This is a genomic window from Halomicrobium katesii DSM 19301 (genome assembly GCF_000379085.1).
Classification (GTDB): domain Archaea; phylum Halobacteriota; class Halobacteria; order Halobacteriales; family Haloarculaceae; genus Halomicrobium; species Halomicrobium katesii.
Genome location: NZ_KB905378.1, coordinates 2,289,279 through 2,311,469 on the forward strand (window position 1 = coordinate 2,289,279; position 22,191 = coordinate 2,311,469).

The 22,191-nt window shown below is 66.5% G+C and carries 22 protein-coding genes; 11 read left to right on the top strand and 11 right to left on the bottom strand.

The window, feature by feature from the left end; genetic code table 11:
- Nucleotides 1–3: 3 nt before the first annotated feature.
- The 3 genes from HALKA_RS0112065 to aglG all read right to left on the bottom strand — a co-directional run bounded on the left by HALKA_RS0112065 (nt 4) and on the right by aglG (nt 3,607).
- Entirely contained in the window at nt 4–1,425 is a 1,422-nt protein-coding gene (locus HALKA_RS0112065; protein ID WP_018258235.1) for a sulfatase-like hydrolase/transferase, read from the bottom strand.
- Nucleotides 1,426–1,505: 80 nt separating this feature from the next.
- Complete coding sequence (locus HALKA_RS0112070) at nt 1,506–2,672, bottom strand: glycosyltransferase family 4 protein (RefSeq protein ID WP_018258236.1); 1,167 nt, start codon at nt 2,670–2,672, stop codon at nt 1,506–1,508.
- A 2-nt stretch (nt 2,673–2,674) separates the two neighbouring features.
- Nucleotides 2,675–3,607 carry a glucosyl-dolichyl phosphate glucuronosyltransferase gene (gene aglG / locus HALKA_RS0112075; RefSeq protein WP_018258237.1) on the bottom strand — a complete coding sequence of 311 codons (933 nt, stop codon included), beginning with the start codon at nt 3,605–3,607 and terminating at the stop codon, nt 2,675–2,677.
- A 208-nt stretch (nt 3,608–3,815) separates the two neighbouring features.
- Here aglG and HALKA_RS0112080 point away from each other — a divergent pair, with 208 nt between their 5' ends.
- Together HALKA_RS0112080 and HALKA_RS0112085 are read left to right on the top strand one after the other, a co-directional pair.
- Nucleotides 3,816–6,887: an oligosaccharyl transferase, archaeosortase A system-associated gene (locus tag HALKA_RS0112080; protein ID WP_018258238.1), complete on the top strand. Its 3,072-nt coding sequence runs from the start codon at nt 3,816–3,818 to the stop codon at nt 6,885–6,887.
- Between the two features lie 58 nt (nt 6,888–6,945).
- Nucleotides 6,946–7,125, top strand: a complete 180-nt coding sequence (locus HALKA_RS0112085) for an HEWD family protein (RefSeq protein ID WP_018258239.1) — start codon at nt 6,946–6,948, stop codon at nt 7,123–7,125.
- Nucleotides 7,126–7,137: 12 nt separating this feature from the next.
- On the opposite strand, the gene HALKA_RS0112090 is transcribed toward HALKA_RS0112085, so the two are convergent.
- Together HALKA_RS0112090 and HALKA_RS0112095 are read right to left on the bottom strand one after the other, a co-directional pair.
- Entirely contained in the window at nt 7,138–7,602 is a 465-nt protein-coding gene (locus tag HALKA_RS0112090) for a DUF7992 family protein (RefSeq protein ID WP_018258240.1), read from the bottom strand.
- A 128-nt stretch (nt 7,603–7,730) separates the two neighbouring features.
- Nucleotides 7,731–8,006: a PadR family transcriptional regulator gene (locus tag HALKA_RS0112095; RefSeq protein ID WP_018258241.1), complete on the bottom strand. Its 276-nt coding sequence runs from the start codon at nt 8,004–8,006 to the stop codon at nt 7,731–7,733.
- A 258-nt stretch (nt 8,007–8,264) separates the two neighbouring features.
- Here HALKA_RS0112095 and HALKA_RS0112100 point away from each other — a divergent pair, with 258 nt between their 5' ends.
- The 3 genes from HALKA_RS0112100 to purM are packed head-to-tail and all read left to right on the top strand — an operon-like array spanning nt 8,265 to nt 11,517.
- A complete protein-coding gene (locus HALKA_RS0112100; protein ID WP_018258242.1) occupies nt 8,265–9,836 on the top strand; it encodes a TraB/GumN family protein in 1,572 nt (523 codons plus the stop codon).
- The gene (locus tag HALKA_RS0112105; RefSeq protein WP_018258243.1) at nt 9,833–10,474 is read left to right on the top strand and encodes a zinc metalloprotease; all 642 of its coding nucleotides are present in this window, start codon (nt 9,833–9,835) and stop codon (nt 10,472–10,474) included. Before HALKA_RS0112100 ends, HALKA_RS0112105 begins: the two co-directional genes overlap by 4 nt.
- A gap of 53 nt (nt 10,475–10,527) precedes the next feature.
- Complete coding sequence (gene purM / locus HALKA_RS0112110; protein WP_018258244.1) at nt 10,528–11,517, top strand: phosphoribosylformylglycinamidine cyclo-ligase; 990 nt, start codon at nt 10,528–10,530, stop codon at nt 11,515–11,517.
- 10 nt (nt 11,518–11,527) lie between these two features.
- Here purM and HALKA_RS21440 read toward each other — a convergent pair whose 3' ends face one another.
- The 3 genes from HALKA_RS21440 to HALKA_RS0112125 all read right to left on the bottom strand — a co-directional run bounded on the left by HALKA_RS21440 (nt 11,528) and on the right by HALKA_RS0112125 (nt 12,900).
- Entirely contained in the window at nt 11,528–11,680 is a 153-nt protein-coding gene (locus HALKA_RS21440) for a hypothetical protein (RefSeq protein ID WP_018258245.1), read from the bottom strand.
- 81 nt (nt 11,681–11,761) lie between these two features.
- The gene (locus tag HALKA_RS0112120; protein ID WP_018258246.1) at nt 11,762–12,304 is read right to left on the bottom strand and encodes a type II toxin-antitoxin system RelB family anti-toxin; all 543 of its coding nucleotides are present in this window, start codon (nt 12,302–12,304) and stop codon (nt 11,762–11,764) included.
- 224 nt (nt 12,305–12,528) lie between these two features.
- Complete coding sequence (locus HALKA_RS0112125) at nt 12,529–12,900, bottom strand: DUF555 domain-containing protein (protein WP_015763690.1); 372 nt, start codon at nt 12,898–12,900, stop codon at nt 12,529–12,531.
- Between the two features lie 252 nt (nt 12,901–13,152).
- Between HALKA_RS0112125 and HALKA_RS21445 the strand changes: the two genes are divergently transcribed.
- The 5 genes from HALKA_RS21445 to HALKA_RS0112150 all read left to right on the top strand — a co-directional run bounded on the left by HALKA_RS21445 (nt 13,153) and on the right by HALKA_RS0112150 (nt 16,802).
- Complete coding sequence (locus HALKA_RS21445) at nt 13,153–13,326, top strand: hypothetical protein (RefSeq protein ID WP_018258248.1); 174 nt, start codon at nt 13,153–13,155, stop codon at nt 13,324–13,326.
- Nucleotides 13,327–13,414: 88 nt separating this feature from the next.
- Nucleotides 13,415–14,752 carry a phosphopentomutase/phosphoglucosamine mutase gene (locus HALKA_RS0112135; protein ID WP_018258249.1) on the top strand — a complete coding sequence of 446 codons (1,338 nt, stop codon included), beginning with the start codon at nt 13,415–13,417 and terminating at the stop codon, nt 14,750–14,752.
- Between the two features lie 59 nt (nt 14,753–14,811).
- Nucleotides 14,812–15,204, top strand: coding sequence for a cytidine deaminase (gene cdd, locus HALKA_RS0112140; protein WP_018258250.1), 393 nt, complete (start codon nt 14,812–14,814; stop codon nt 15,202–15,204).
- Complete coding sequence (locus HALKA_RS0112145; RefSeq protein ID WP_018258251.1) at nt 15,201–16,019, top strand: nucleoside phosphorylase; 819 nt, start codon at nt 15,201–15,203, stop codon at nt 16,017–16,019. Before cdd ends, HALKA_RS0112145 begins: the two co-directional genes overlap by 4 nt.
- A 405-nt stretch (nt 16,020–16,424) precedes the next feature.
- Nucleotides 16,425–16,802: a hypothetical protein gene (locus HALKA_RS0112150; protein WP_018258252.1), complete on the top strand. Its 378-nt coding sequence runs from the start codon at nt 16,425–16,427 to the stop codon at nt 16,800–16,802.
- Nucleotides 16,803–16,837: 35 nt separating this feature from the next.
- Here HALKA_RS0112150 and HALKA_RS0112155 read toward each other — a convergent pair whose 3' ends face one another.
- The 3 genes from HALKA_RS0112155 to HALKA_RS0112165 all read right to left on the bottom strand — a co-directional run bounded on the left by HALKA_RS0112155 (nt 16,838) and on the right by HALKA_RS0112165 (nt 20,907).
- A complete protein-coding gene (locus HALKA_RS0112155) occupies nt 16,838–18,013 on the bottom strand; it encodes an NAD(P)/FAD-dependent oxidoreductase (RefSeq protein ID WP_018258253.1) in 1,176 nt (391 codons plus the stop codon).
- A 204-nt stretch (nt 18,014–18,217) separates the two neighbouring features.
- Complete coding sequence (locus tag HALKA_RS22155; protein WP_026190294.1) at nt 18,218–20,263, bottom strand: S8 family peptidase; 2,046 nt, start codon at nt 20,261–20,263, stop codon at nt 18,218–18,220.
- A gap of 110 nt (nt 20,264–20,373) precedes the next feature.
- Complete coding sequence (locus tag HALKA_RS0112165; RefSeq protein WP_018258255.1) at nt 20,374–20,907, bottom strand: HTH domain-containing protein; 534 nt, start codon at nt 20,905–20,907, stop codon at nt 20,374–20,376.
- A gap of 331 nt (nt 20,908–21,238) precedes the next feature.
- On the opposite strand from HALKA_RS0112165, the gene rocF reads away from it, so the two are divergent.
- The gene (gene rocF / locus HALKA_RS0112170; protein WP_018258256.1) at nt 21,239–22,147 is read left to right on the top strand and encodes an arginase; all 909 of its coding nucleotides are present in this window, start codon (nt 21,239–21,241) and stop codon (nt 22,145–22,147) included.
- Nucleotides 22,148–22,191: the final 44 nt, after the last annotated feature.

The following is a 22,191-nucleotide window of genomic DNA, read 5'->3' on the forward strand; positions in this document are numbered from 1 at the left end:
AGTCTACCGGATGTAGCCGAGACTCTCTAGCTGGTCTTCGACGGCGTCCTCCAGGGAGTCCGACTCGCCGTCGCTCACGTCGGCCCCCTCCAGCTCGCCGTACGACTGCGCGACGACGCCGCCGTCGTCGTCGGCGACGCGGTAGGAGACCTGTGCGTCTCTGACGCGTATCGTCGCCGACGCCGAATCGTGGCTCCCGTACTTGTACACGCCGTCGTCGTCCTGCTCGTAGACCGCCCGCCACGGTCCGGCGTACCGCTCGGGATCCTCGCAGGCGTCCGGTAGCATGACCGCCGGCCGTTCGAGACGGTGGGTCGAGGCGAACGCGCGGTCGTCGACGGCGAAACTCTCCGTCTCGCCGTCGAGCGTCGCTTCGACGACGGCCGGGAAGCGGGTGAGACTGGCGAGCGAGTCGTTCGCTCCGCCGTGCCCTCCGCCCGGACGGCGCACGAGGAGCGGCACGTGGGTCAGCACCTCGTGGACGCTCCAGCTGTGGTAGGCGGCACGGACCCGCGGGTCGACGCGGCTCCACTCGCCGAAGCCGTCGCCGTGGTCGCTGGTGACGACCAGGAGCGTGTCGTCGAGAACACCGCGCTCTCGCAGCGCGTCGACCAGCGTCGCCACGGCGTCGTCGACCTGCCGGATACAGTCGTCGTAGAGGGCTTCGATCGCACGGAGCTTCCACCACTCCCCGGACGCGGCCACGTCTTTCGAGATCGGCGACGACAGCGAGTCGTGTACGTCCAGCAGTTCCTCCGTCCCCGCCGACCGGAATTCCCGAACGGGTTCGTACGGGAAGTGGGCGTCCATGAAGTTCAGGCAGGCAGCCCACGGGCCGTCTCGCTCGTCGGACCACTGCAGGAAGCGCTCGACGTATTCGGTGCCCGCCTCCCGCTCTGGGTCGTACGCGTCCTTGTTGCTGGAGAGGAAGTACAGGCCGTTGAACGCCGACCGAAGCGGCTTGCCGCTGGCGACACACCGCCGCAGGTACTCGACGTTCGTCTGGTGGCCCTCCACGTCCGTCGGCGAGAGGGCGTCCTCGAAGTAGCGGTGTTTCGGATCCCGCCGCGGGCCGTCGACGGTGTCGAACGGCTCGGCGAGGTTCGACGACTCCGTGACGACGACGTTGGGCGTGAACAGACCGGTCTCGTAGCCCCGTTCGGACAAGTCCGACCAGACGGTGGCGTCGGGATCCAGCCGCGACTCGTGTTTCGTGACGCCGTGCTGGTCCACGTGGAGCCCGGTAAAGAGGCTGGCGTGGCTGGCGACGCTGTGGATGCTCGGAGCCCGTACCTGCCGGTACCACTCGGCCTCTTCGGCGAACGAGTCGAGGAACGGCGTCGTCCGGTCCCCGTACCCGTGCAGACTGGTGTTTCTGGCTCTGACGCTGTCCAGTATCACCAGGAGGACGTTGGGGGCAGTCATTGTCGGACCCACTCCGACGCGTCCAAAGTACCTTTCGGATGGGTCGATCTGTCCCGGACTGACCCCGTCTCGACGGGCGCTTACGCCCGGTCTGCTCGATCGTCGACGACCGCTCTGAGGATCCCCCGGTACCGCTCGCAGGCCGCCGCGAAGCTGTACTCGTCCTCGATCAGCGTCCGTCCGCGGGCGCTGATCTCGTCGAGGTCGTCGCGACCGAGAATCGACTCGATCCCGTCACGCAGCGTCGCCGGGTCGCGATCCGCGATGTGGAAGCCGGTCTCGCCGTCCCGAACCACGTCCGGCACGCCGGAGACCGGCGTCGCGTACACCGGCGTTCCGCAGGCGAGCGCTTCGAGGATCGTCGTCGGGAGCCCCTCGGTCGGGTCCGACGGCAACACCAGCAGTTCGAGGTCGTTCAGCTGTCGGGGCACGTCGTCGTGGTCGACCCACCCGGTCACCTCGACGCGCCCGTCGGCGATCTCCTCGGCGAGCTCCCGTTCGAGCCAGGGGCGCAGTCCGCCGTCACCGACGAACCGGAACGTGTACTCTGGCGGCAGCGACCGTGCGACGCTCGCGAGCGTTCTGATCCCCTTCTCCTCGTCGAGGCGGCCGAGAAAGCCCACCACTCGCTCGCGCTCTGCGTGGGGCGTCTCCACGTCGAACCGGTCGGTGTGGACGAACCGTGCGCCGTTGGGATAGACGCGCCGGCGCTGTGGGTCGAGCCCGAGCTGGGCCGCCATCGCTGGCGTGTACGTGACGACGCCGTCTGCGGCCGCGAAGCCCGCCCGTTCCAGCGCCCGGACCAGTCCCGCGAGCGTCCGCGCGAGGACGGCCGGCAGCGACTGTTCCCAGTGTAATCGGAGCGTCAGGGGCACGTCGCCGCGTGGCTCGACGAGGACGCGCTTGCCCAGCAGTCGTGCGAACAGGATCGGCGCGAGGTACGCGGTCGCCCCGTAGAACAGCACCACCGCCTCGTCTCTGCCGACGAGCGCCCGGCACATCCGGAGCTGGTTCAGGAGGAATCGGGCGGCCGCGACGGCGACGTTCGACTGGCCGGCCCCTCGCTCCGTGAGCTCGATCAGCTCGTGGCGGTCTCGGATCTCGGAGTCGGCCGGCAGGTCAGCAGTGACGAGCGACACCGTCGTCACCGCGGCGAGGATCTCCAGCAGGCTCCGGGTGGCGTTCTCGCCGGCCGACGCGAGCGGGTGGGTGACGACACAGACGCCGGGGAGGCCGTCCTCGGACATGGTCACCACTTCACCGCCCCGTAGAGATAGCCCAGCCCCACGACGCCCGTGAACACGAACAGCATCGCGAGCTGGACGACGGCCGCGAGCGACGGCTCGGTGCGGAGACCGCGGAGCCGTCGCGGCGTCGCGACGAACAGCAACGTGGCGAGGTAGTCCGACTCCGTGCTGTCGGTCTCCGGCACGAGCACTTCGAGTCCGCGCTTGGAGTAGCCCTGCCAGAATGCCCGATCGAGGAGCCACCCGAGCTCCGTCCGGTAGTCGAAGATCTTGTGGGCGACGATCGCGTCAGGCGTGTAGTACATCCCGCGGCCGTACTCGGCCTGGAGTCGCGCACAGAGCTCGGTCTCTTCGCCCTGGAGGTTCTTGTCGCCGGTCCGACCGCCGATCTCGGGCTCGAAGCCGCCGAGGTCTTCGAGGACCGACCGCCGGAACGACATGTTCCCGCCGTAGGTGTTGCGTACCTCGCCGCCGGCCGAGGCGTCGTCGGCCGGCCCGAACGTCGGCGGCGTCACGCCGATCAGCCAGTAGAACTCGGCGGGCAGATAGTCGGGCTCGTCGGCGACCCACTCCGGGACGAGTCGCCCCCCGACCGCCGGCACGTCGCGCTCCTCGTACACCGAGACCAGCGCTTCGAGCCACCGCTCGTCGGCGATCACGTCGTCGTCGGTGAACGCGACTACGTCCCCGCTGGCGGCGTCGAGGCCGCGGTTTCGACTGACTGCGAGCCCGCGGTTCTCCTCGTTGCAGACGATCTGTACGTCCGCTCGGTCGCCGAAGCGGTCCTCGATGGCCCCACAGACCGCGTCGCTCCCGTCCGAGACCAACACGAGTTCCACGTCGTCGTACGTCCCAGCGAACACGCTCTCGACCGCCTCAACGAAGTGATCGAAGCGGTCCATCGCGTGCAGACAGATCACGACCGAGACGCGCATGCAGAGTTCTGTCCCGCCTCGTCGCATAGGCGTTTTCATTGCTCGATCCCGGGTCGTCGGCGACGAAGCTGCCGTCGAGCGAGTCACCGAGAACGGCCGCTGGCGGACGGCAGACGACGGTTTCTGGCAGCGGCGACGGCGCGACGACAACCGCCCTGCCGCACCCATATGACAAGGCTTATGCGCGCGATGGCAATTCGTTCGGCTAATGAGTCAATGGCGGGGCCGCCTCGAAGACAGCGATGAGCTCGAGCGGGCCGTCGACTTGGTGCAGCAGTACTACCACCTCGCTTTCGGCGCCCTCCTCCTCGGGTTCACACTGTGGAATCGTGTCCGACCGTGGAACAACTACATCGTCGACGGTGAAGTGCTGTTCAACGGGAACGACGCCTGGTATCACTACCGCTCGACGGCCTACACCGTCCGCAACTGGCCACAGACCATGCCGTTCGACCCCTGGACGTACTTCCCCCAGGGGACCGACGTGGGTCAGTTCGGCACCCTGTTCGACCAGTTGCTCGCGACCGTCGCACTGGTCGTCGGGCTCGGATCGCCAAGCGACAACACGATCCGACTCGTCGTGCTGTTCGCACCCGCGGTGTTCGCGGTGCTGACGGGGATCCCCACGTACGTCATCGGCCGTCGGCTCGGCGGTCGTGCCGGCGGTGTGGTCGCACTGGCCGTGTTCGCACTCTCTGCGGGCTCGATCCTCCAGCGGAGCATGGTCGGCTTCTCGGACCACCACATCGCGGAGGTGCTCTTCCAGACGCTGGGCGTCCTCGGCGTGATGGTCGCCGTGACGGTCGCCCGCCGGGACCGGCCGGTCTACGAGCAGTTCCTCGACAGGGACTTCGAGGGGCTCCGGAGCACGCTCGTCTGGAGCGCGCTCGCGGGCGTCGCGATCACGCTGTACCTGTGGGTCTGGCCCTTCGGCGTCCTCCTGCTGGGCATCGTCGGCGTCTACCTGCTCTTCCAGCTGACGATCGAGTTCGTCCGCGGCGAGAGCCCGGAACACACGGCGATCGCCGGTGCCGTCGCGCTGGGCGTGACCGGTGTCCTGATGTTCATCCCGATCACCGCCGCCGAGTTCAGGGTCGGCGTCTTCTCGCTGCTGCACCCGACGCTCGCGTTCGGCGTCGCCGCCGGCTGCGTGTTCATGGCCTGGCTGGCACGCTTCTGGGACGACCACGACATCGACACGGTGTTCTATCCGCTGACGATCCTGAGTATCCTCGTCGTCGGTGTCGTCTTCGCACAGCTCGCGACTCCGGGCATCTACGATCTGTTCGCCCGGAACCTGGTCCGGATCTTCGGCGGCGTTCTCGGTATCGGGCCGTCCGCGACGGCCGGGACGATCGGCGAGATCACGCCGATGCGCCGGCCAGCGATCGCACTGTTCCAGATGCACGGCTTCGCGACGTTCATCGCACTCGCTGCCGGGGCTCTCGTCGTCGTTCGGAACCTGATCGGCTCGAAGGTCGAGCCCCAGCAGCTCCTCGTCGTGGTCTGGGCGGCGTTCGTCACGGCCGCCGCGATCACGCAAGCGCGGTTCGCCTACTACCTCGCAGTGCCGATCGGCGGACTGACGGCCTACGCGGTCGGTGCCGTGCTCCGATACCTCGCTGACGGCGACCGTTCGATCGTCGACGGCGACGGCATCAACGTCGAGACGTACCAGGTCCTCACCGTCGCCGCGATCGCCGTCCTCGTCGTCGCACCGATGGTCGCGGTCGCGTCGCCCACTAACATCGACCGATACGACAGTCCCGGTCCGGGTATCGAGGGCTGGAGCGACGGACTCGACTGGATGGAGGGCAACACGCCCGAGGAGGGGACGTTCGGCGGTGCCTCGAACGAACTCGACCACTACGGAACCTTCCCGAACGTCGGCGACTTCGAGTACGAAGACGGTCAGTACGGCGTCCTCTCGTGGTGGGACTACGGCCACTGGATAACCGCCCAGGGCCAGCGGATTCCGACCGCCAACCCGTTCCAGCAGGGTGCCACCGAGGCCGCGAACTTCCTGCTGGCCCCCAACGAGACCCAGGCCAACGACGCGCTCGACACGGTGAGCGAGAACGACTCGGAGGCCGAGACCCGGTACGTCGCCGTCGACTGGAAGATGGCCGAGACCAACGGCAACGTCGGCGGGAAGTTCTTCGCGCCGCCGAACTTCTACGACGTGTCGGAGGTCAGCCAGCAGGACTACTACAGCCCGGTCTACTCCAGTCGCGCACAGTCGCTCCGGGGCGCGTCGTTTGTCCACCAGCGACAGGCCTACTACAACAGCACGGTGGTGCGTCTCTACCGCTACCACGGTAGCGCCGTCGAGCCACAGCCGATCGGCGTCGACTGGGAACCGAGCACGCTACAGAACCGACAGGTCGCACAGGTCGACGGCCAGCGGGCGATCTTCCAGACCCAGACGATGGAAGAAGCACGCGCGTACACGGCCAACGACTCCACGTCGAGCGTCGGCGGGATCGGTGCGCTCCCGTCCGAACGCGTCCCCGCGATGGAACACTACCGACTCGTCGGCACCAGCGAGCAGTCCGCGACGGCGAGCGGTCAGTACAACCGCGGTCTGCTACAGTCCGCCGCAGCCTCGGGACTGGGCTATCAGCGCGTCAACAGTACCGCGGAGTGTACGTCTGACGTGACACTTCGGGTCGCAGAGTCCGGCCCGGGACAGATCGCGTGTCTGCCGGAAGGCATCGAACAGCAGGTCTTCCACGACACGGCCCCGCAGTGGCTGAAGGTCTTCGAGCGCGTTCCCGGTGCGACCGTCGAGGGAACCGGCCCCGAGAACGCGACCGTGCAGGCGACCGTCGAGATGTACAACCCCGCCTCCGACGAGACGTTCACCTACACCCAACAGACGCGAACGAACGACGACGGGACGTTCACGATGACCGTCCCGTACTCGACGACCGGATACGACGAGTTCGGACCGGACAACGGCTACACGAACGTCTCGGTCAGAGCCAACAGCAGCTACCAGTTCCGTGCCGGTAGCGTCGACAACGGCACGCTCACCCAGTGGAGCGGAACGACCGACGTCTCGGAGGGACAGGTGCTTGGCGTCGACGAGGAGCCGGCCGAAGTCGAGATGAACAGCTCGGAGGTCGATCTCTCGCCGTCCGAGAACGAGACCGACGGAACGAACACGACCAGCGACACCGGAAACTCCGAGACGACCGACGGCTCAGAGACGACCGACGAGACGACGACGGCGACGCCCGAGCAGGAGACGGACACCGCGACCGAGAGCGGCAACTGACGCGGAGCCGCCGGACGGGACCGGCACGCTCATTATTCTCTGGCACCACCGTGACGGTATGACGAAACTCGTCCCGCCCTCGGAGCGGACGTGCGAACGCTGCGGTCGTCACGACGTCTGGGACGACGAGACCGACTCGTGGCAGATCGTGGTCGACGGCGAGCAAAAGGAGGCCGGCAACCCCTTCTGTCTCCACGAGTGGGACATCAACGGCAGTTACAGTCCGCTGGCCGAGTGAACGGCCGCGGCGTCACTCGTCGCCGAACTCCGGCAGGTCGTCCGGCAGGTCCGGGTCGGTCTGCCAGTCGACGTAATCGGCCTTGAGCGTCTCGCTGACCGTCCGTCCCAGCTCGGCCATGCCGGCGTTGATCCCCGAGACGGTGTCCCAGGAGTCCAGATCCGGGTGCAGCGATCGTTCTCGCCAGTCCTCGGGCAGTCCCGGGGCGTGGTACCCCACCCGCTGTGCGAAGTCGTCCCAGAAGAAGTCGAACTGCTCGACGAGATCCAGTTCGCTGACGATCTCGAACGCCGTCTCGTCGAGGTCGCTCGTCTCGGCCCACTCCGTGAACGCCTGCTCCCAGGCACCGTCCTGCAAGAACGTCTCCAGTTCTTCGCGCCGGTACTCGCTCGTGTCCACGTCGACGTCGTCGTAGTCGCTGGCGTCGACGGCGGTGTCGAGCTCGGGCGGTGCCGGCGGGTCTACGTCCAGTGGCATGACTGGGCGTTCGTCTGGTTGTCGTATAAGCGTGTGCCGTCGAGGACTGCGACGCTGGGACGGGCGGTGGCGAGTATTCGGACGGCTGTCGGTGACTTCGACACGCCGACGCGGGTCCGTGCGTCGAGCTACGCGGTGACGTACTGAGACTCCCAGTCCTGGCGGGCGTTGAGCTCGCGCTTGCCGCGACTGGTCAGGGCGTAGAAGTTCGTTCGCCGGTCGCGCTGTCCCTTTTCGACCATCCCCTTCTCGACGAGCGTGTCGAGGTTCGGATACAGGCGTCCGTGGTTCACATCGCTCTCGTAGTACTTTTCGAGCTCGTCTTTGATCGCGAGCCCGTGTGGTTCGTCCAGTCCTGCGATGACGTACAGCAAGTCACGCTGAAATCCAGTCAGATCGTACATCGAACTCGAACGTATATTGAAAACCCCGATATATCACGTTTTCTGGGATGTTCGAAAGTCACTAACCACAATGTAATCGCAAGCCGTCTGGTAATTTTGCGAACTACCGTGCGGAAAGCAATAGTGTTAGATGAGAACGAGGTTCTCCGTGATAGTTCGATCCAGTGAATAGTCCTCGTTCCGACAGGTGACCTGACGGCCGACCGACAGTCGTGACCGACAGAAACGCATAACAGTGGCCGCCGTGTAGCCGGCGTGATGACCGACCGCGCCGAGACCACGCGTAATCTGCCACAGGGGGGTGGTGGCGAGGGGCGTGTGACGGTAGTAGGGACGGCACACGTCTCACAGGATAGTGTCGAGGAAGTCGAACGGACGATCGAGGACGAACAGCCCGACGTGGTCGCCGTCGAGCTGGACGAGGGTCGCTACAGGCAGATGAAAGGCGAGACGCCGGAGGACCTCGACGCCGGTGATCTGCTTCGGGGGAACACGGTCTTTCAGTTTCTGGCCTACTGGATGCTGTCGTACGTCCAGACGCGACTGGGCGATCGCTTCGACGTGAGTCCCGGTGCAGACATGATGGCCGCAGTCGAGACGGCCGAACGCAACGGTCTGGGGGTCGCACTCGTCGACCGCGACATCCAGATGACGGTCCAGCGGTTCTGGGCGCGCCTCTCTTTCTGGGAGAAGCTCTCGCTCGTCGGCGCTCTCTTCGCTGGCATGGGCGACTCTCGCACCGTCGGCCTCTCGATCGGCCTCACGATCGGGGTGCTGGTGAGCGTCGTCGTCGAGTCGACGATCGGTCCGCTCGTGGTTCCGGCCGGGAACTGGCTCGGCAGTTCGCTCCCGCTCGTCGGTGGGCTCGGCGGCCTGGGCGTCGCCGTCGCAGACGGGCTCGTCGTCGCGCTCGGCGTCGCACTGGTGGTCGGGATCCCGGTGCTCGCACTGTTGACCCGTGCCAGCGGCGGCGAAGAGTACGAGGAGTTCGACCCCGCCGAACTCACCGACGTGGACGTCGTGACGGCGATGATGGAGGAGTTTCGCCAGTTCTCGCCGGGCGGTGCGGAGGCCCTGATCGACGAGCGCGACGCCTACATCGCACACAACCTCGTGGACCTCCGTGACGCCGGCTACCACGTCGTCGCTATTGTCGGTGCCGGCCACCGCGCGGGGATCGAACGCTACCTCGATCACCCCGAGGAACTGCCGCCGGAGTCCTCGCTGGTCGGTCGGGAAACCGGCGGCTGGTTCTCGCCGTACAAGCTCTTTGGTTACCTCTTTACGCTTGGCTTCCTGGTCTTTTTCCTCCTGCTGGCGATGGCAGTCTACACCGGCGTGCCGGGGGCCTCCAGCGAGTTCCTGTTCACGCTGTTCGGGACGTGGTTCCTCGTCAACGGAATCGTCGCCGCGGCCCTGGCCCGACTCGCCGGCGCTCACTGGTCGAGCTCCGCCGTCGGCGGCGCGGTCGCGTGGCTCACGAGCGTCAATCCGCTGCTCGCGCCCGGGTGGTTCGCGGGCTACATCGAGTTGCGATACGTCAACGTCAACGTCGGCGACATCAGCACGCTCAACGAGATCCTCGACGACGAGCAGGCCCCGCTGTCCGACATCTTCCAGCGGCTCCGGGCGGTGCCCCTGTTCAGACTCATCCTCATCGTCGCGATGACCAACGTCGGGAGCATGATCGCGAGCGCGCTGTTCGCGACGACGCTGCTGCCGATCATCGCGGCCGGCGCACCGAACATCAACGGCGTCGACGGCGTCGTTCGGCTCATGATCCAGGGCGCACGGAACAGCGCCGACCTGCTGTGGGGGCTGGTGCGATGAACGTCCGCTTCAGCGAGCGCGAACTCAAGGACCTCCTGATCGCGTGGCTCGCGCTGGGTCTCGCCTTCGCGATCTTCATCAACTACGACATGGTCCAGGGCTTGCTCGCCGGCCGGCCGCCGAACCCGGCTGCGATCGTCGGGGCGCTGGCGGTGAGTCTGTTCACCGCAGGGATCGGCTTCCTGTTGCACGAACTCGCACACAAGGTCGTCGCGGTCCGGTTCGGCCAGATCGCGGAGTTTCGCGCCGACTACAACATGCTGTTCCTGGCCGTCGTCAGCGCGCTGGCCGGCTTCCTCTTTGCTGCGCCGGGCGCGGTCCACCACCGCGGTCGGATCTCCGAGCGAGAGAACGGGCTGATCGCACTCGCCGGCCCCGTGACCAACGTCGCCCTCGCGCTGGTGTTCGTCGTCCCGCTGGTCGTCGCCTGGTTCGGGCTCTTCGGGGGCCTCCTGTTCGAGTTGGCGGCGCTCGGCGTCTCGATCAACCTGTTGCTCGCGGGCTTCAACATGATCCCGTTCGGTCCCCTCGACGGCAAGAAGGTCCTGGCCTGGAGCAAGCCGGTCTACGCCGTCGTCGCCGCGCCGATGCTCCTGCTGGGGGTCTTCGTGCTCCTCGCCGGCGTTCCCGGACTGTAGTCCGGTCCCACGGAAACGGTGGTCTTTTGCTCTCGGCCCGCCCGCTCTCGCATATGACCGACGACAGCGACGACGAGGAGGGGCTGACATACGCGGACAGCGGCGTCGACATCGACGCCAGCGAAGCCGCGACGGCGGCGCTCATCGGAGCGGCCGGCGAGTTCGAGGGCGACTACGCGGGCCTGGTCGACATCGGCGACCAGTACCTCGCGCTGGCGACCGACGGCGTCGGCACCAAGCTCCTCGTCGCCGAAGCGATCGACGACTACTCGACGATCGGTATCGACTGCATCGCGATGAACGTCAACGATCTCGTAGCGACGGGGGTCGAACCGGTCGCGTTCGTCGACTACCTCGCAGTCGAGGAGCCGGACGACGAGGAGTCCGAGCAGATCGGGGCCGGACTGCGCGAGGGTGCCAAGCGGGGCGACGTGGCACTGGTCGGCGGCGAGACCGCCGTGATGCCGGACGTGATCAAGGGGCTAGACATCGCCGGCACCTGTGCCGGACTCGCGCCCAAGGACGCGGTCTTCCCCGGCGAAGCCGAGCCCGGCGACGCGATCGTCGGCTGGCCCTCGGCCGGGATCCACTCCAACGGTCTCACCCTCGCTCGCGAGGCCGTCACCGCGAACCACGAGTACACCGACGACTACCCCCACGATCCCGAGCAGACGATCGCCGAGGCACTGTTGACGCCGACCCGAATCTACACCGACCTGCTGGGTCCGCTCCGGGACGCCGAGACCCACGCCGCGGCCCACGTGACCGGGGGTGGCTGGACGAACCTCACCCGGATGGGCGAGCACCGCTACGAGATCACCGACCTGTTCGACGCTCAGCCGATCTTCGAGTTCGTCCAGTCGGAGGGCTCGGTCTCCGACGAGGAGATGCACCGGACCTTCAACATGGGGACCGGGTTCGTGGCCGCGATGCCGGAAAGCGCCGCCGAGACCGTCGTCGAGGCGACCGACGGGCGCATCATCGGCGAGGTCACGGACGGAGAGGGCTGTGTCGCCGTCCGCGGGCTAGAGCTGACCGGCTGAGCGGGGCCAACTACCGCTCGATCTCCTGCTCTCGCGGTTCGTTCGCGACGAGTCGCAACTGGAGGGCCTCGCGGAGGTGATATCTGATGCGATCGTCGTCGGCAATTTCGAGCGCCGTTTCGAGCTGCCGGTGCAGTCTGTCGTCGTCGGGACGAACCGTCATTGCTACTCTGGACGCGACGGGGCTACAAAAGGGACTCCGACCGTTCAGCCGAGTATACGGCGACTAACGCCCCAAGACCCGCTAGCTCACGTGGGCCGCGATGTCGGCTTCGGTGATGATGCCGACCGTCTCGCCGGCGTCGACGACGAGGACGGCGTCGTTGTGCGTCAGGTAGGCGTCGATCTCGTCGATCGTCGCGTCGGTCTCGACGGTCGCGATCGACTCGTGCATCACGTCGGCGACCGGGAGGTCGCCCACGTTCTCGCGGTCGTGCTGGATGATGTCGGAGTGGCCGATCAGGCCGACGGGGGTGCCGTCACGGACGACCGGCACCTGCGAGTACTTGCCCTCGTCGAGGATGTCCTGGGTCTCGCGGACGGAGTCGTCCGGTGCGACGCTGTGGACCGGGGCGTTCATCAGCTCGTCGGCTCGGAGAATGCCGCCTTCGGCCTCTTCGAGGGCGTTGACGATCCGTCGAAGCGTCGAGAGCCGCGGGTCCACGTCGCCGCCCTCGATCCGTGCGATCAGCGGCTGTGATACGTCTGCCCGGTCCGCGAGTTTGCTCTGGGTCAGGCCAAGCTCGGTCCGCCGTTCCCGCAGATCGTCGGGCGTCGGAAGCTCCATATCTCCAATTACTTACGGTAATATATAAAAACACCGACGGCGCTGTCGACGTTCGAGCGCCACGAGAGGACGGGCCGCCTGTACCGTCGATCGTCCGTGTCACAGCCACTACAGAGTGTGCGTGACAGCGACCGCCGGCAGTCTCGTACGGACGGTTGTAGCGATGTACCGGTGAGCGCTGGGACGGGGAGCAGCTCACCGGTACGCAACGACAACGTTCCGTATCAGGCCTGTGTGTCGGCGTCGGCTTCCTCGCCCTCGAACTCGATCGTGTCGATGACCTTCAGCGGCACGTCGCGCAGCGACCCGCCGATCTCGCTTTTGGCGATCCGCTGGGCGTGTTCGATCGACTCCGCGTTGAACACCTTCATTTCGAGGACGAGGCCGACCAGCGCGGTGTCGGCGGCGATGAACGCGGAGTCGAAGGGCTCGCCACAGGCGGGACAGCCCGTCGCACCGACCTCGACCTCGACGTAGTCCATTTCGGACTCGTTGAGGCGTTTCCCCGCTTCGCTGACTGCGACACCGATCGCGTCGTCGATGTCTTCGACGTCTCTGACCAACCAGGCTGCTTCCATCGCCACGAGGTAATTCATACACGTTTCTCTGCGTCCCCACTACACGTGTGTTTTGATTCGTGCCTGCGCACGAGACGGCGAATGTCGTCATAAGTTATGCGAACGTCCCGTAGCGCCAACGGCTCCATTACCCGAACATCGGCGGATCTTCGAGGCGGGAAGCGTCGACGGGTCGAACCGACGAAACCGCACGACTGCGGTCGATTCGACGCCGGTGGCCCGATACTAACTTTTATATACTGCTACTCGCCCATAGCAGAGCGAGGGACGATGGAATCCCAACTCTACCGCGGCTTCGTGTTCGCACTGTACCAGTTCAGCCTGCTGCTGGGCATCGTGTTGCTCCCAATCGCACTCCTGTTCGGGCGGATGGGGCTGTCGCTGCCGATCCACAGAGTCGTGCTTCGACTGGAAGGCGCGTACGCGGGCGCGACGCCGAGCTGAGTCTCCGTACCGACGATCCGTTCGAGATCGACTGCCACCACGAGAACGTACCGCTACCCCCAAGTGCGGCCCGCACGACCGGTGACGTATGGAACTGTTCGGGACGGCGGGAATCCGTGGTACGGTCGCCGAGACAGTGACGCCCGAACGCGGGCTTCGGGTCGGCCAGGCGGTCGGCCGCGACGGCGCGGAGTTCGTCGTCGGCTTCGACGGTCGCGTCACCAGCCCGGCCCTCGCCGCGGCAGTCGAAGCGGGCATCGAAAGCGCGGGCGGTTCGGTCGTCCGCATCGGTCAGTGTCCGACGCCAGCGCTCGCGTACGCCTCGCGGGGCCGGCGGGGCGTCATGCTCACGGCGAGTCACAACCCGCCCGAGGACAACGGCATCAAGCTGTTCGTCGACGGCAGCGAGTACGACCGCGAGGCCGAGGCGCGAATCGAGGAGCGAGTCGCTGACGGCGACAACGCCGCCGAGTGGTCCGCGTGGGGGGATACGGAGCGAGCCACGGTGCTCGACGAGTACCGTGACGCGGTCGCGGCCTACGCGGCGGATCACGGGAACGACCCACTGGATGTCACGGTCGCGGTCGACTGTGGCAACGGGGTGGGGGCGCTCGCGACGCCACAGGTCCTCCGCGCACTCGGTGCGGACGTGCGCGCGCTCGAAGCGTCGGTCGACGGCCACTTCCCCGCCCGTCAGAGCAAGCCCACGCCGGAGTCACTGGCCCCGCTCCGCTCGTTCGTCGCCGACACGGACGCGGCTTTCGGCATCGGCCACGACGGCGACGCGGACCGCATCGTGATCGTCGACGCCGACGGTGACGTGGTCCACGAGGACACCGTCCTCGCGATACTGGCCGAACACTACGTTCGCCGCTCGTCCGCTCGGGACCCGGTCGTCGTGACGACGCCCAACGCCTCCGGCCGGATCGACGAGCGGGTCGACGAGGCGGGCGGGCGCGTCGAACGGATCCGCCTCGGTGCGCTCCACGAGGGCATCGCGGCCGCGGAAGGGAGCGTCGTCTTCGCCGCCGAACCCTGGAAACACGTCCACACCGGCTTCGGCGGGTGGATCGACGGCGTCGTCAGCGCCGCCGTCCTGACAGCGCTGATCGCCGACGAGGGACTCGACGCGCTCCGGGAGCCCGTCACCGAGCGGCCCTACCGCAAACACAGCGTGGACTGTCCGGACGAGCGCAAGACGGCGACGATGGAGCGGCTGGCGACGACGCTCCCCGAGACGTTTCCCGAGGCCGCCGTCGAGACGGAGTACGGCGTCCGCCTGACGTTCCCCGACGACTCGTGGACCCTCGTGCGCCCCTCCGGCACCGAGCCCTACGTCCGAGTGTACGCCGAGAGCGACGACGTGGACGACCTCGTCGAACGGGTCGCCCAGACCGTCGAGCAGGCGGTTGCCACGGCGGCCTGAGCCGGTTGCCCGCCCTTCTGGGCGATGGCTATTTGACGGGGCCAGCCGTGGCCCTGTACATGGATTCGCTGGTCGAAGCAGCCAGAACGGCGGTCGAGGAGTCGTTCGCGCCGTACTCCGAGTACGGCGTCGGTGCGGCGATCGAGACCGCCGACGGCGCGGTGTACACCGGCTGCAACATCGAGAACGCCAACTACAGCAACAGCCTCCACGCCGAGGAGGTTGCGGTCGGGAGCGCGGTCGCGGACGGCCACCGGGAGTTCGAGCGGATCGCCGTCTCGTCAGACGCTCGCGACGGCGTCACTCCCTGCGGGATGTGCCGCCAGACGCTGATCGAGTTCTGTGACGACGACCTGCCGGTGGTCTGTGACGAGGGCGACGGCGAGACGACGACGACGTACCGGCTGGGCGAACTGATTCCGGCGACGATCACACGGGAGCACCTGGAATGACCGACGACAGCGAAGATCCCAACGACGGCGAGCAGTACCACCTCGAAGTCGCGCCGGGCGACGTGGCACCCAGCGTCCTCCTGCCGGGCAACCCCGAGCGCGTCGCCAAGGTCGTCGAGTCCTGGGACGACCACGAGGTCGTCGCAGACCACCGAGAGTACCGCACGGCGACCGGCGCGTACGACGGAACGCCGATTTCGGTCACGTCGACCGGGATCGGGTCGCCCTCGGCAGCCATCGCCGTCGAGGAACTGGCTCGCGTCGACGCCGAGACGCTGCTCCGCGTCGGTTCCTGTGGCGCGATCCAGGAGCAGGCCAGCATCGGCGATCTGATCATCACCACGGGCGCGGTCCGACAGGAGGGGACCAGCGAGGAGTACGTCCGCGAGGACTACCCCGCGACCGCCGATCACCGCGTCGTCTCGGCGCTCGTCGCCGCCGCAGAGGAGTTAGGATACGACTACCACCTCGGACTGACTTGCTCGACGGACAGCTTCTATGCCGGCCAGTCACGGCCCGGCTTCGAGGGGTTCGAGGCCAGCGGGAGCGACGAGCGCATCGACGCACTCCGTGAGGCCGGCGTCCTCAACTTCGAGATGGAAGCCAGCGCCATCCTGACGCTGGCGAACCTCTACGGCCTGCGCGCGGGGGCGGTCTGTACGGTCTACGCCAACCGCGTCACCGGAGAGTTCCGCACGGAAGGAGAACGCAGGGCCGCAAAGACCGCGAGTCTCGCGATCGACTACCTCGCGCGGATGGACGCGGCCGTCGAAGCCAGCGACGCCGACCACTGGCACGCCGGCCTGTCGCTGTGAGTCGAGACGGAGTATCGTAGGACTCTGGGATCTCCGTGGTAGTGTTCAGATAAGAGATCAGTGCAGGCAGTCTGAAGCACCGAAAGCCCTCGGCCCGCTCCGGGGTTCTGTGGCGGATATCCTCACTCCGTTCGGATAGTGCCGCCGCAGAACCCCGGACCGCGCCTCGCCCTTTCATCCGCCAGGATTCGGCTGCCTCACAGTCTGAACCCTGGCGGATGAAAGGGCGAGTGCAGTTGCGGGAACCCCGACGATGCAAGCACGCGAAGCGCGCGCAGCGAGTCGCGGGACTGCAACTGCACGAGGGCTTTCGGTGTCTCCAACTCACAAAATGCAGCGGCTTATCTGAACACTACCCTCCCTGTCGGGCGAACATTCATATATGTCTGAGAATATATGAAAACAATGCGATCGTACGAACGACCACAGCTTCGTCCGGCCAGACGCTGGTACCTCGCCGCGTACGCTCGTACGGTAAAACGACTCGTCGGCGTCGTCACGGTGTCGTACCTGTTGTACCGACTCGGCATCGAGGCGCTGTACGAGCGGATCGTGTATCTCTCGCCCCTGGGGCTCAATGGACACGGCTTCTTCGCCGGGTACGTTCACGGTTCCGCTCAGCCCACACCACTGGTGACGCCGTTCCCACTCGACGAACTGATCGTTGTCGGCCTGGTGTCGTACGCGAGAGCCGTCTTCGAGGGGCCACTCGGCGTCGGGGTCGTGTTGTCCGCGCTGGTCGTCCTGACGGTACACGCGGCCGTCGTCGTTCGCGAGCGGTAAATCTGGTGTATAGCTGCCCGACAGAAACGCCCGACTTACATGTCGGCCCAGGCCTTGGCGGCCCGGCCGGTCGTCGAGACTCGGCGGATCCACTTGGCCGCGATGGCCTTCTTGAGGTTCTCTGCGAGGAAGCCACCGAACGTGTCGACGGGGACGCTGATGCCCATGTACTTCACGTCGTGGGCGACAGCCTTGTCGCCGACGGAGACGACCGTCCCCATGTCGTCGTAGGTCCACGTGTCCAGTGGCTGGCCCCGGACGGCGCGCGCGAGGTTCCGACCGGCGACCTCGGCGGCCTGCCAGGCAGCCTGGGCGGTCGGTGGTGCGGGGTCGTCGCCGGGCTGGTCGATCATCGCGCAGTCGCCGATAGCGAAGACGCGGTCGTCGGAGGTCTGGAAGTCACGCTCGGAGTCGATGCGATGGGAGCGTTCGTCTTTGTCCAGTTCCACGTCGCGGACGGCGTCGCGGCCGGTGATGCCGCCGGTCCAGATGAGTTCGTCGTAGTCGAGTTCCGTCTCTTCGCCGACGTAGACCGTGTCCTCGTCGACCTCGCCGATGAACTCGCCACACATGATGTTGATGTCCGCCGCTTCGAGGCGCTTGCGGATCGCGCCCTGTAGCTCGGGATCGCCGTTGGGCATCACTTCGTCGAGTCCCTCGACGAGGTGGATCTCCAGGGGCGCGCGGCGCTCGTCGCGGTACTCGGCGATCTCTCCAGCCGTCTGGATGCCCGAGAGGCCGGCACCGCCGACGACGATCTGAGCGGGATCGTTCTGCGTCGCGTCTCTGGCGGCGCTGGCGATGGCGTCGTGGATGTTCAGGGCGTCGTCCAGCGACTTGAGCGTGTGTGCGTACTCCGCCAGTCCCTCGATACCGAAGAAGGCGGTCTGGGAACCGATGGCGACGAGGAGGTAGTCGTACTCGACCGTCGAGTCGTCGTCGAGTTCGACGACGCGCTCCTCGGTGTCGATGTCGGCGACCGACGCCTGCACGAAGTCGGTCTGTCGAGACTTGATGTCGCCGACGGGGATGGTCACCTTCTCCTGGACGGTCGGGTCACGGATACAGCGGTGGGACTCGTGGAGTACCAGGTGGTAGTCGGTGTCCGAGATCCAAGTGATGTCGGCCTCGCCGTTCAGTTCGTCTTCGAGGCTCTTTATCGCACCCGCGCCGGCGTAGCCAGCTCCGAGAACGACAACGTTGTCGGTCATGTGTGAAAGAGTCAGGCAGCGGGCGATACAAAGGCTTTGAAATCGCTCTCCTGTGGCAACTGAGTTGCAGTTTCGCCACCTCGCCCCGATTCGACGGGAACGGCGGCGCTGGGGGCACGCTATCGGCCGCTCACTGCATGGCGCTATCCGCGACCCGGCGTCGCGAACGCCGTCACGGATCGACGGCCGACGGTGCGACAGCGATCAGGAGACGCGTTCCCAGACCGCTTTCCCTTCGGCGGGCTCGTCGCCCCGAGTCCACCACTGGGCCTCCCAGACGGAGCCGTCGTAGACGACGCGGTCGCCGCCGGTGTAGGCGGTGTCCGCGTCCCACTGTGGGTACTCGCCGTCGCCGCCGTCACCGCCGTCACCGCCGTCGCCGCCGTCACCGCCGTCACCGCCGTCGCCGCCGTCACCGCCGTCACCGCCGTCGCCGCCGTCACCGCCGTCACCGCCGTCACCGCCGTCGCCGCCGTCGGCCGGACCGACTTCTTCCCACGGACCCCACTGGCTCGAACCGGGCTCGTCGCCCTGAGTCCACCACTGGGCCTCGTAGATCGTTCCTTCGTAGACGACGCGGTCGCCGCTCGTGTAGACCTCGTCGGCGGACCACTGCGGGTAGTCGCTGCCGCCGCCCCCGCCGTCGTCGCCGTCCGACACGACCGCGGTGTCGGAATCGAGCGCGCTACCGGCCACCGGCGTCGCGTCGTCGCCGATCGCGACGCCCTCGACGTCTCCGTCGCCGAACACCCAGGCCGTGTGCTCGCCGGGGAATCCGCCGTCGTCCTGGACCGATACCGGCACGTCCGTGCTGCTGGCGTCGTCTGCGGACGAGACGCCCGCGACCACGTTCTGGTCGCCGTCGGGATAGGTCACCACGACCGTCGCGTCGCCGTTCGTCGTCACGTCGCTGACCGTGACGTTCCCGCCCTCGCCCAGCACCTGATCGCCGAAGGTGAGCGAGCCGCTCGTCGCGTCTTCGTCGCCGCCGCCACCGCCGTCGTCGTCGCTCACGGCGTCGACGAGCGCACCGGCGTCGACGAGACCGCTGCCCTGCTGGTCCGACGGGAGACCGATGTCGCGAGCGCTCTCGGTGAGCACGTCTTTGAGCTCCTGTGGCGACAGGCTCGGATCGATCGCGAGGGCCAGCGACGCGACGCCCGCAGCCGCCGGGCAGGCCATCGACGTTCCCGACAGCGAGTTGTAGCCGTCGGTCGGATACGTCGAGAGCACGTTCAGTCCCGGCGCGGCAACGTCGACGCCAGGGCCGTACTGCGAGAAGTCGGTCAGTGACTCGTTGGGACCGACCGCGGAGACAGCGACGACGGAGTCGTAGCCCGCCGGATACGAAATCCCTCGCTGGCCGCTGTTGCCCGCCGCTGCGATCGGTAGTGTGCCGTTGTCGAACGCGTAGTCACACGCGTTCCGCATCGTCCGGTTGGCACCGCCGCCACCGAGGGACATGTTGATGATGTCTGCACCGTTGTCCGTACACCAGATGATCGCGTCCGCGATCGCGCTCAGTGTCCCACCGCCGCCCTGACCGCCCAGCGCGCGTGCGGCCAGCAGCGAGGAGTTCGAGATGCCCGCGATCCCCGTGGCGTTGTTCGTCGTTCCGGCCGCGATACCCGAGACGTGAGTGCCGTGTCCGTTCCTACCTCGCGGACTCGGGTCGTCGTCGTCAGAGACGAAGTCCCGTCCTTTGACCTCTCCGAACTGCGCTTGGAGGTCGGGGTGTGTGTACTGGGTCCCCTGGTCGACGACGCCGATCGTCACGTCGGTCGATCCCAGCGTCGTCTCCCACGCCCCACCGGCGTTCACCAGCTCCGGGGCGTACTGCTCTCCCACCCGCGGGTCGTCGACGTCGATGACCATCGGATAGTAGGTCGCGTTTGGTTCGACGTACGCGACGCCGGGCTGGTTCTCCAGGTCTTTCTTGGCCGCCGACTGCGCCTGTGGACCCGTCTGCTGGGGCAGCTGCACTTCCATGAACCCCAGCGTGTCGTTCTCGCTGACGACCGAGGCCCCTTCGGGAAGCCCCGACTGGATCGTCGCCTTCGTCTCGGCGGCGTTTGCCGTCGGCTCCATTCCGACGATGAGTTCACCCGCCTCGCGGTGCTCCCCGCCGTTTCCGTCTGGATCGCGTCCTTCGACCGCGGCTGCAGTGCCGACTGCTGTTGATCCGACAATACCGCTTACTGTCCCGAGGAAGGTTCGTCTGGTACTCCCCCCAATGTCTTTGTCCGTCATGGACGATCAAACATTCAGAGGGGATGCATTTATTATTTATGTCACGAAATGAAGGCTTGAATAATGGTTAGAAACGCTAAACTTCCACTATTCGGAAACGAACGGCAGAATTAATGTTCCGGTTCGCCGGCCGGTGCCCGCATGTCGTCGATGGTCAGGATCAGCTTGTTGCTGGTGTCGTCTTTTCCCGCGAGGGTACCGATGATCTGGAGCTTCGAGAGCGGCGTCGGACCGACGGTGACCGAGTCGTCCTCGTGAAAATCCGAAATCGAACCCTGCAACTGGAGTTCGGCGCGACACTTCTCGGGATGGTGAACGCTCGTGAGGTCGATCTCTTCGACGTTGGCGTCTTCGAGGAGTTCACCGTTGTGCCGGAGCGGGACCCGTGCGGCGTCGTCCATGTCCTGGATCTGGAGCGCGTCGTACGCGTTCGCCGTCGGCTTGTACCCGCCTTTCGGACCGGGCACGCCCTCGACGAGCTGGAGCGCCTTCAGGCTCTGCATCTGGTTACGGATCGTTCCGGGGTTGCGGTCGACCTTCTCGGCGATGTCTTCTCCCTTGACCGCGCTCTCGCTCTCTTTGTACAGGTTGACCAGTTCCTGCAAGATGTTTTTCTGACTGGGCGTGAGTTCGATTGATGACATAACCGAAGATTGGATGTACCTGTCCTTAAAGCCGACGGTGACCCCATCCCGACTGTCACTGTGTGTCGTGGTAAAAAGACGCATCCATAAATCGAACGGAAACAGCACTGTCACCGGGAGTTCCTCGACAGGGCCGGTGTTTCTTGACACTCGTCGCGACCCGACTGGAAGTTCTGCCCGTCGTCACAGTCACACCCACGAGTACCGTCGTCAGCCCGGTTCTTCACAGAACGATTAGATACTGCTGACAGGAAGCACGCACCCGGCCGGCACGGCTCGCTGATCGCGTCGTCCATCTGTCTTTTAGTGCCGGCTCGCGTAGCCCCCCGACATGGACCGACAGGTACGTCTCATCGGTGCACCGATGGACCTCGGAGCGGATCGTCGCGGCGTCGACATGGGTCCCTCGGCGATCAGGTACGCCGGCCTCGCCAACCAGCTCGAATCGGCCGGCATCGAGTGTGTCGACTACGGTGACGTGACGGTTCCACGCCCGGAGGAACTGGAGCCGGTCGCTGACGAATCGGTCGACGGGCGAGCAAAGTATCTCGCCGAGACGGAGGTGGTCTGTGAACGCGTCGCGTCGGCCGTCGACTCGACGGCGAGCGCGGGCGAGTTCCCGCTCGTTCTGGGCGGCGACCACTCCATCGCGATCGGAACGGTCGCGGGCACCACGGCCGACGACATCGGTATCGTCTGGTTCGACGCTCACGGGGACTGCAACACCCCCGAAACGACGCCGAGTGGCAACGTCCACGGCATGCCGCTGGCCGCGATTCTCGGGTTCGGTTCCTTCGCGGACACCGACTGGGCACACGCCCCGAACGTCGACCCCGAGAACGTCGCACTCGTGGGGCTGCGGAGCCTCGACGAGGGCGAGCGTCGACACATCAAGAAGTCGCCGGTGACGGCCTACACGATGAGCGACATCGACGACCGCGGCGTGACGGACGTTGTCGAGTCGGCCCTGACCGTCGCCGCAGACGGCACCGACGGCCTGCACGTCAGTCTCGATATGGACTGGCTCGATCCCAACGAAGCGCCGGGCGTCGGAACGCCGGTCCGGGGCGGCGTCTCGTATCGGGAAGCCCACGTCGCAATGGAGTACGTCGCCAACTGCACGACGGAGCTGTGCTCGATGGAAGTCGTCGAGGCCAACCCCATCCTCGACACGCACAACCAGACCGCGGAGCTGGCCTGCGAACTCACCGCCAGCGCGATGGGTAAACGGATCCTGTGAACCGGACCGCCGTCGGTCCGCTCTGGCCGACGGCACTCGCTGTG

What these genes read in the sequence shown, in the direction of transcription:
- HALKA_RS0112065 (WP_018258235.1), bottom strand. Translation starts at nt 1,425, where the DNA reads ATGACTGCCCCCAACGTCCTCCTGGTGATACTGGACAGCGTCAGAGCC.
- HALKA_RS0112070 (WP_018258236.1), bottom strand. Translation starts at nt 2,672, where the DNA reads ATGTCCGAGGACGGCCTCCCCGGCGTCTGTGTCGTCACCCACCCGCTC.
- aglG (WP_018258237.1), bottom strand. Translation starts at nt 3,607, where the DNA reads ATGCGCGTCTCGGTCGTGATCTGTCTGCACGCGATGGACCGCTTCGAT.
- HALKA_RS0112080 (WP_018258238.1), top strand. Translation starts at nt 3,816, where the DNA reads ATGAGTCAATGGCGGGGCCGCCTCGAAGACAGCGATGAGCTCGAGCGG.
- HALKA_RS0112085 (WP_018258239.1), top strand. Translation starts at nt 6,946, where the DNA reads ATGACGAAACTCGTCCCGCCCTCGGAGCGGACGTGCGAACGCTGCGGT.
- HALKA_RS0112090 (WP_018258240.1), bottom strand. Translation starts at nt 7,602, where the DNA reads ATGCCACTGGACGTAGACCCGCCGGCACCGCCCGAGCTCGACACCGCC.
- HALKA_RS0112095 (WP_018258241.1), bottom strand. Translation starts at nt 8,006, where the DNA reads ATGTACGATCTGACTGGATTTCAGCGTGACTTGCTGTACGTCATCGCA.
- HALKA_RS0112100 (WP_018258242.1), top strand. Translation starts at nt 8,265, where the DNA reads ATGACCGACCGCGCCGAGACCACGCGTAATCTGCCACAGGGGGGTGGT.
- HALKA_RS0112105 (WP_018258243.1), top strand. Translation starts at nt 9,833, where the DNA reads ATGAACGTCCGCTTCAGCGAGCGCGAACTCAAGGACCTCCTGATCGCG.
- purM (WP_018258244.1), top strand. Translation starts at nt 10,528, where the DNA reads ATGACCGACGACAGCGACGACGAGGAGGGGCTGACATACGCGGACAGC.
- HALKA_RS21440 (WP_018258245.1), bottom strand. Translation starts at nt 11,680, where the DNA reads ATGACGGTTCGTCCCGACGACGACAGACTGCACCGGCAGCTCGAAACG.
- HALKA_RS0112120 (WP_018258246.1), bottom strand. Translation starts at nt 12,304, where the DNA reads ATGGAGCTTCCGACGCCCGACGATCTGCGGGAACGGCGGACCGAGCTT.
- HALKA_RS0112125 (WP_015763690.1), bottom strand. Translation starts at nt 12,900, where the DNA reads ATGAATTACCTCGTGGCGATGGAAGCAGCCTGGTTGGTCAGAGACGTC.
- HALKA_RS21445 (WP_018258248.1), top strand. Translation starts at nt 13,153, where the DNA reads ATGGAATCCCAACTCTACCGCGGCTTCGTGTTCGCACTGTACCAGTTC.
- HALKA_RS0112135 (WP_018258249.1), top strand. Translation starts at nt 13,415, where the DNA reads ATGGAACTGTTCGGGACGGCGGGAATCCGTGGTACGGTCGCCGAGACA.
- cdd (WP_018258250.1), top strand. Translation starts at nt 14,812, where the DNA reads ATGGATTCGCTGGTCGAAGCAGCCAGAACGGCGGTCGAGGAGTCGTTC.
- HALKA_RS0112145 (WP_018258251.1), top strand. Translation starts at nt 15,201, where the DNA reads ATGACCGACGACAGCGAAGATCCCAACGACGGCGAGCAGTACCACCTC.
- HALKA_RS0112150 (WP_018258252.1), top strand. Translation starts at nt 16,425, where the DNA reads ATGCGATCGTACGAACGACCACAGCTTCGTCCGGCCAGACGCTGGTAC.
- HALKA_RS0112155 (WP_018258253.1), bottom strand. Translation starts at nt 18,013, where the DNA reads ATGACCGACAACGTTGTCGTTCTCGGAGCTGGCTACGCCGGCGCGGGT.
- HALKA_RS22155 (WP_026190294.1), bottom strand. Translation starts at nt 20,263, where the DNA reads ATGACGGACAAAGACATTGGGGGGAGTACCAGACGAACCTTCCTCGGG.
- HALKA_RS0112165 (WP_018258255.1), bottom strand. Translation starts at nt 20,907, where the DNA reads ATGTCATCAATCGAACTCACGCCCAGTCAGAAAAACATCTTGCAGGAA.
- rocF (WP_018258256.1), top strand. Translation starts at nt 21,239, where the DNA reads ATGGACCGACAGGTACGTCTCATCGGTGCACCGATGGACCTCGGAGCG.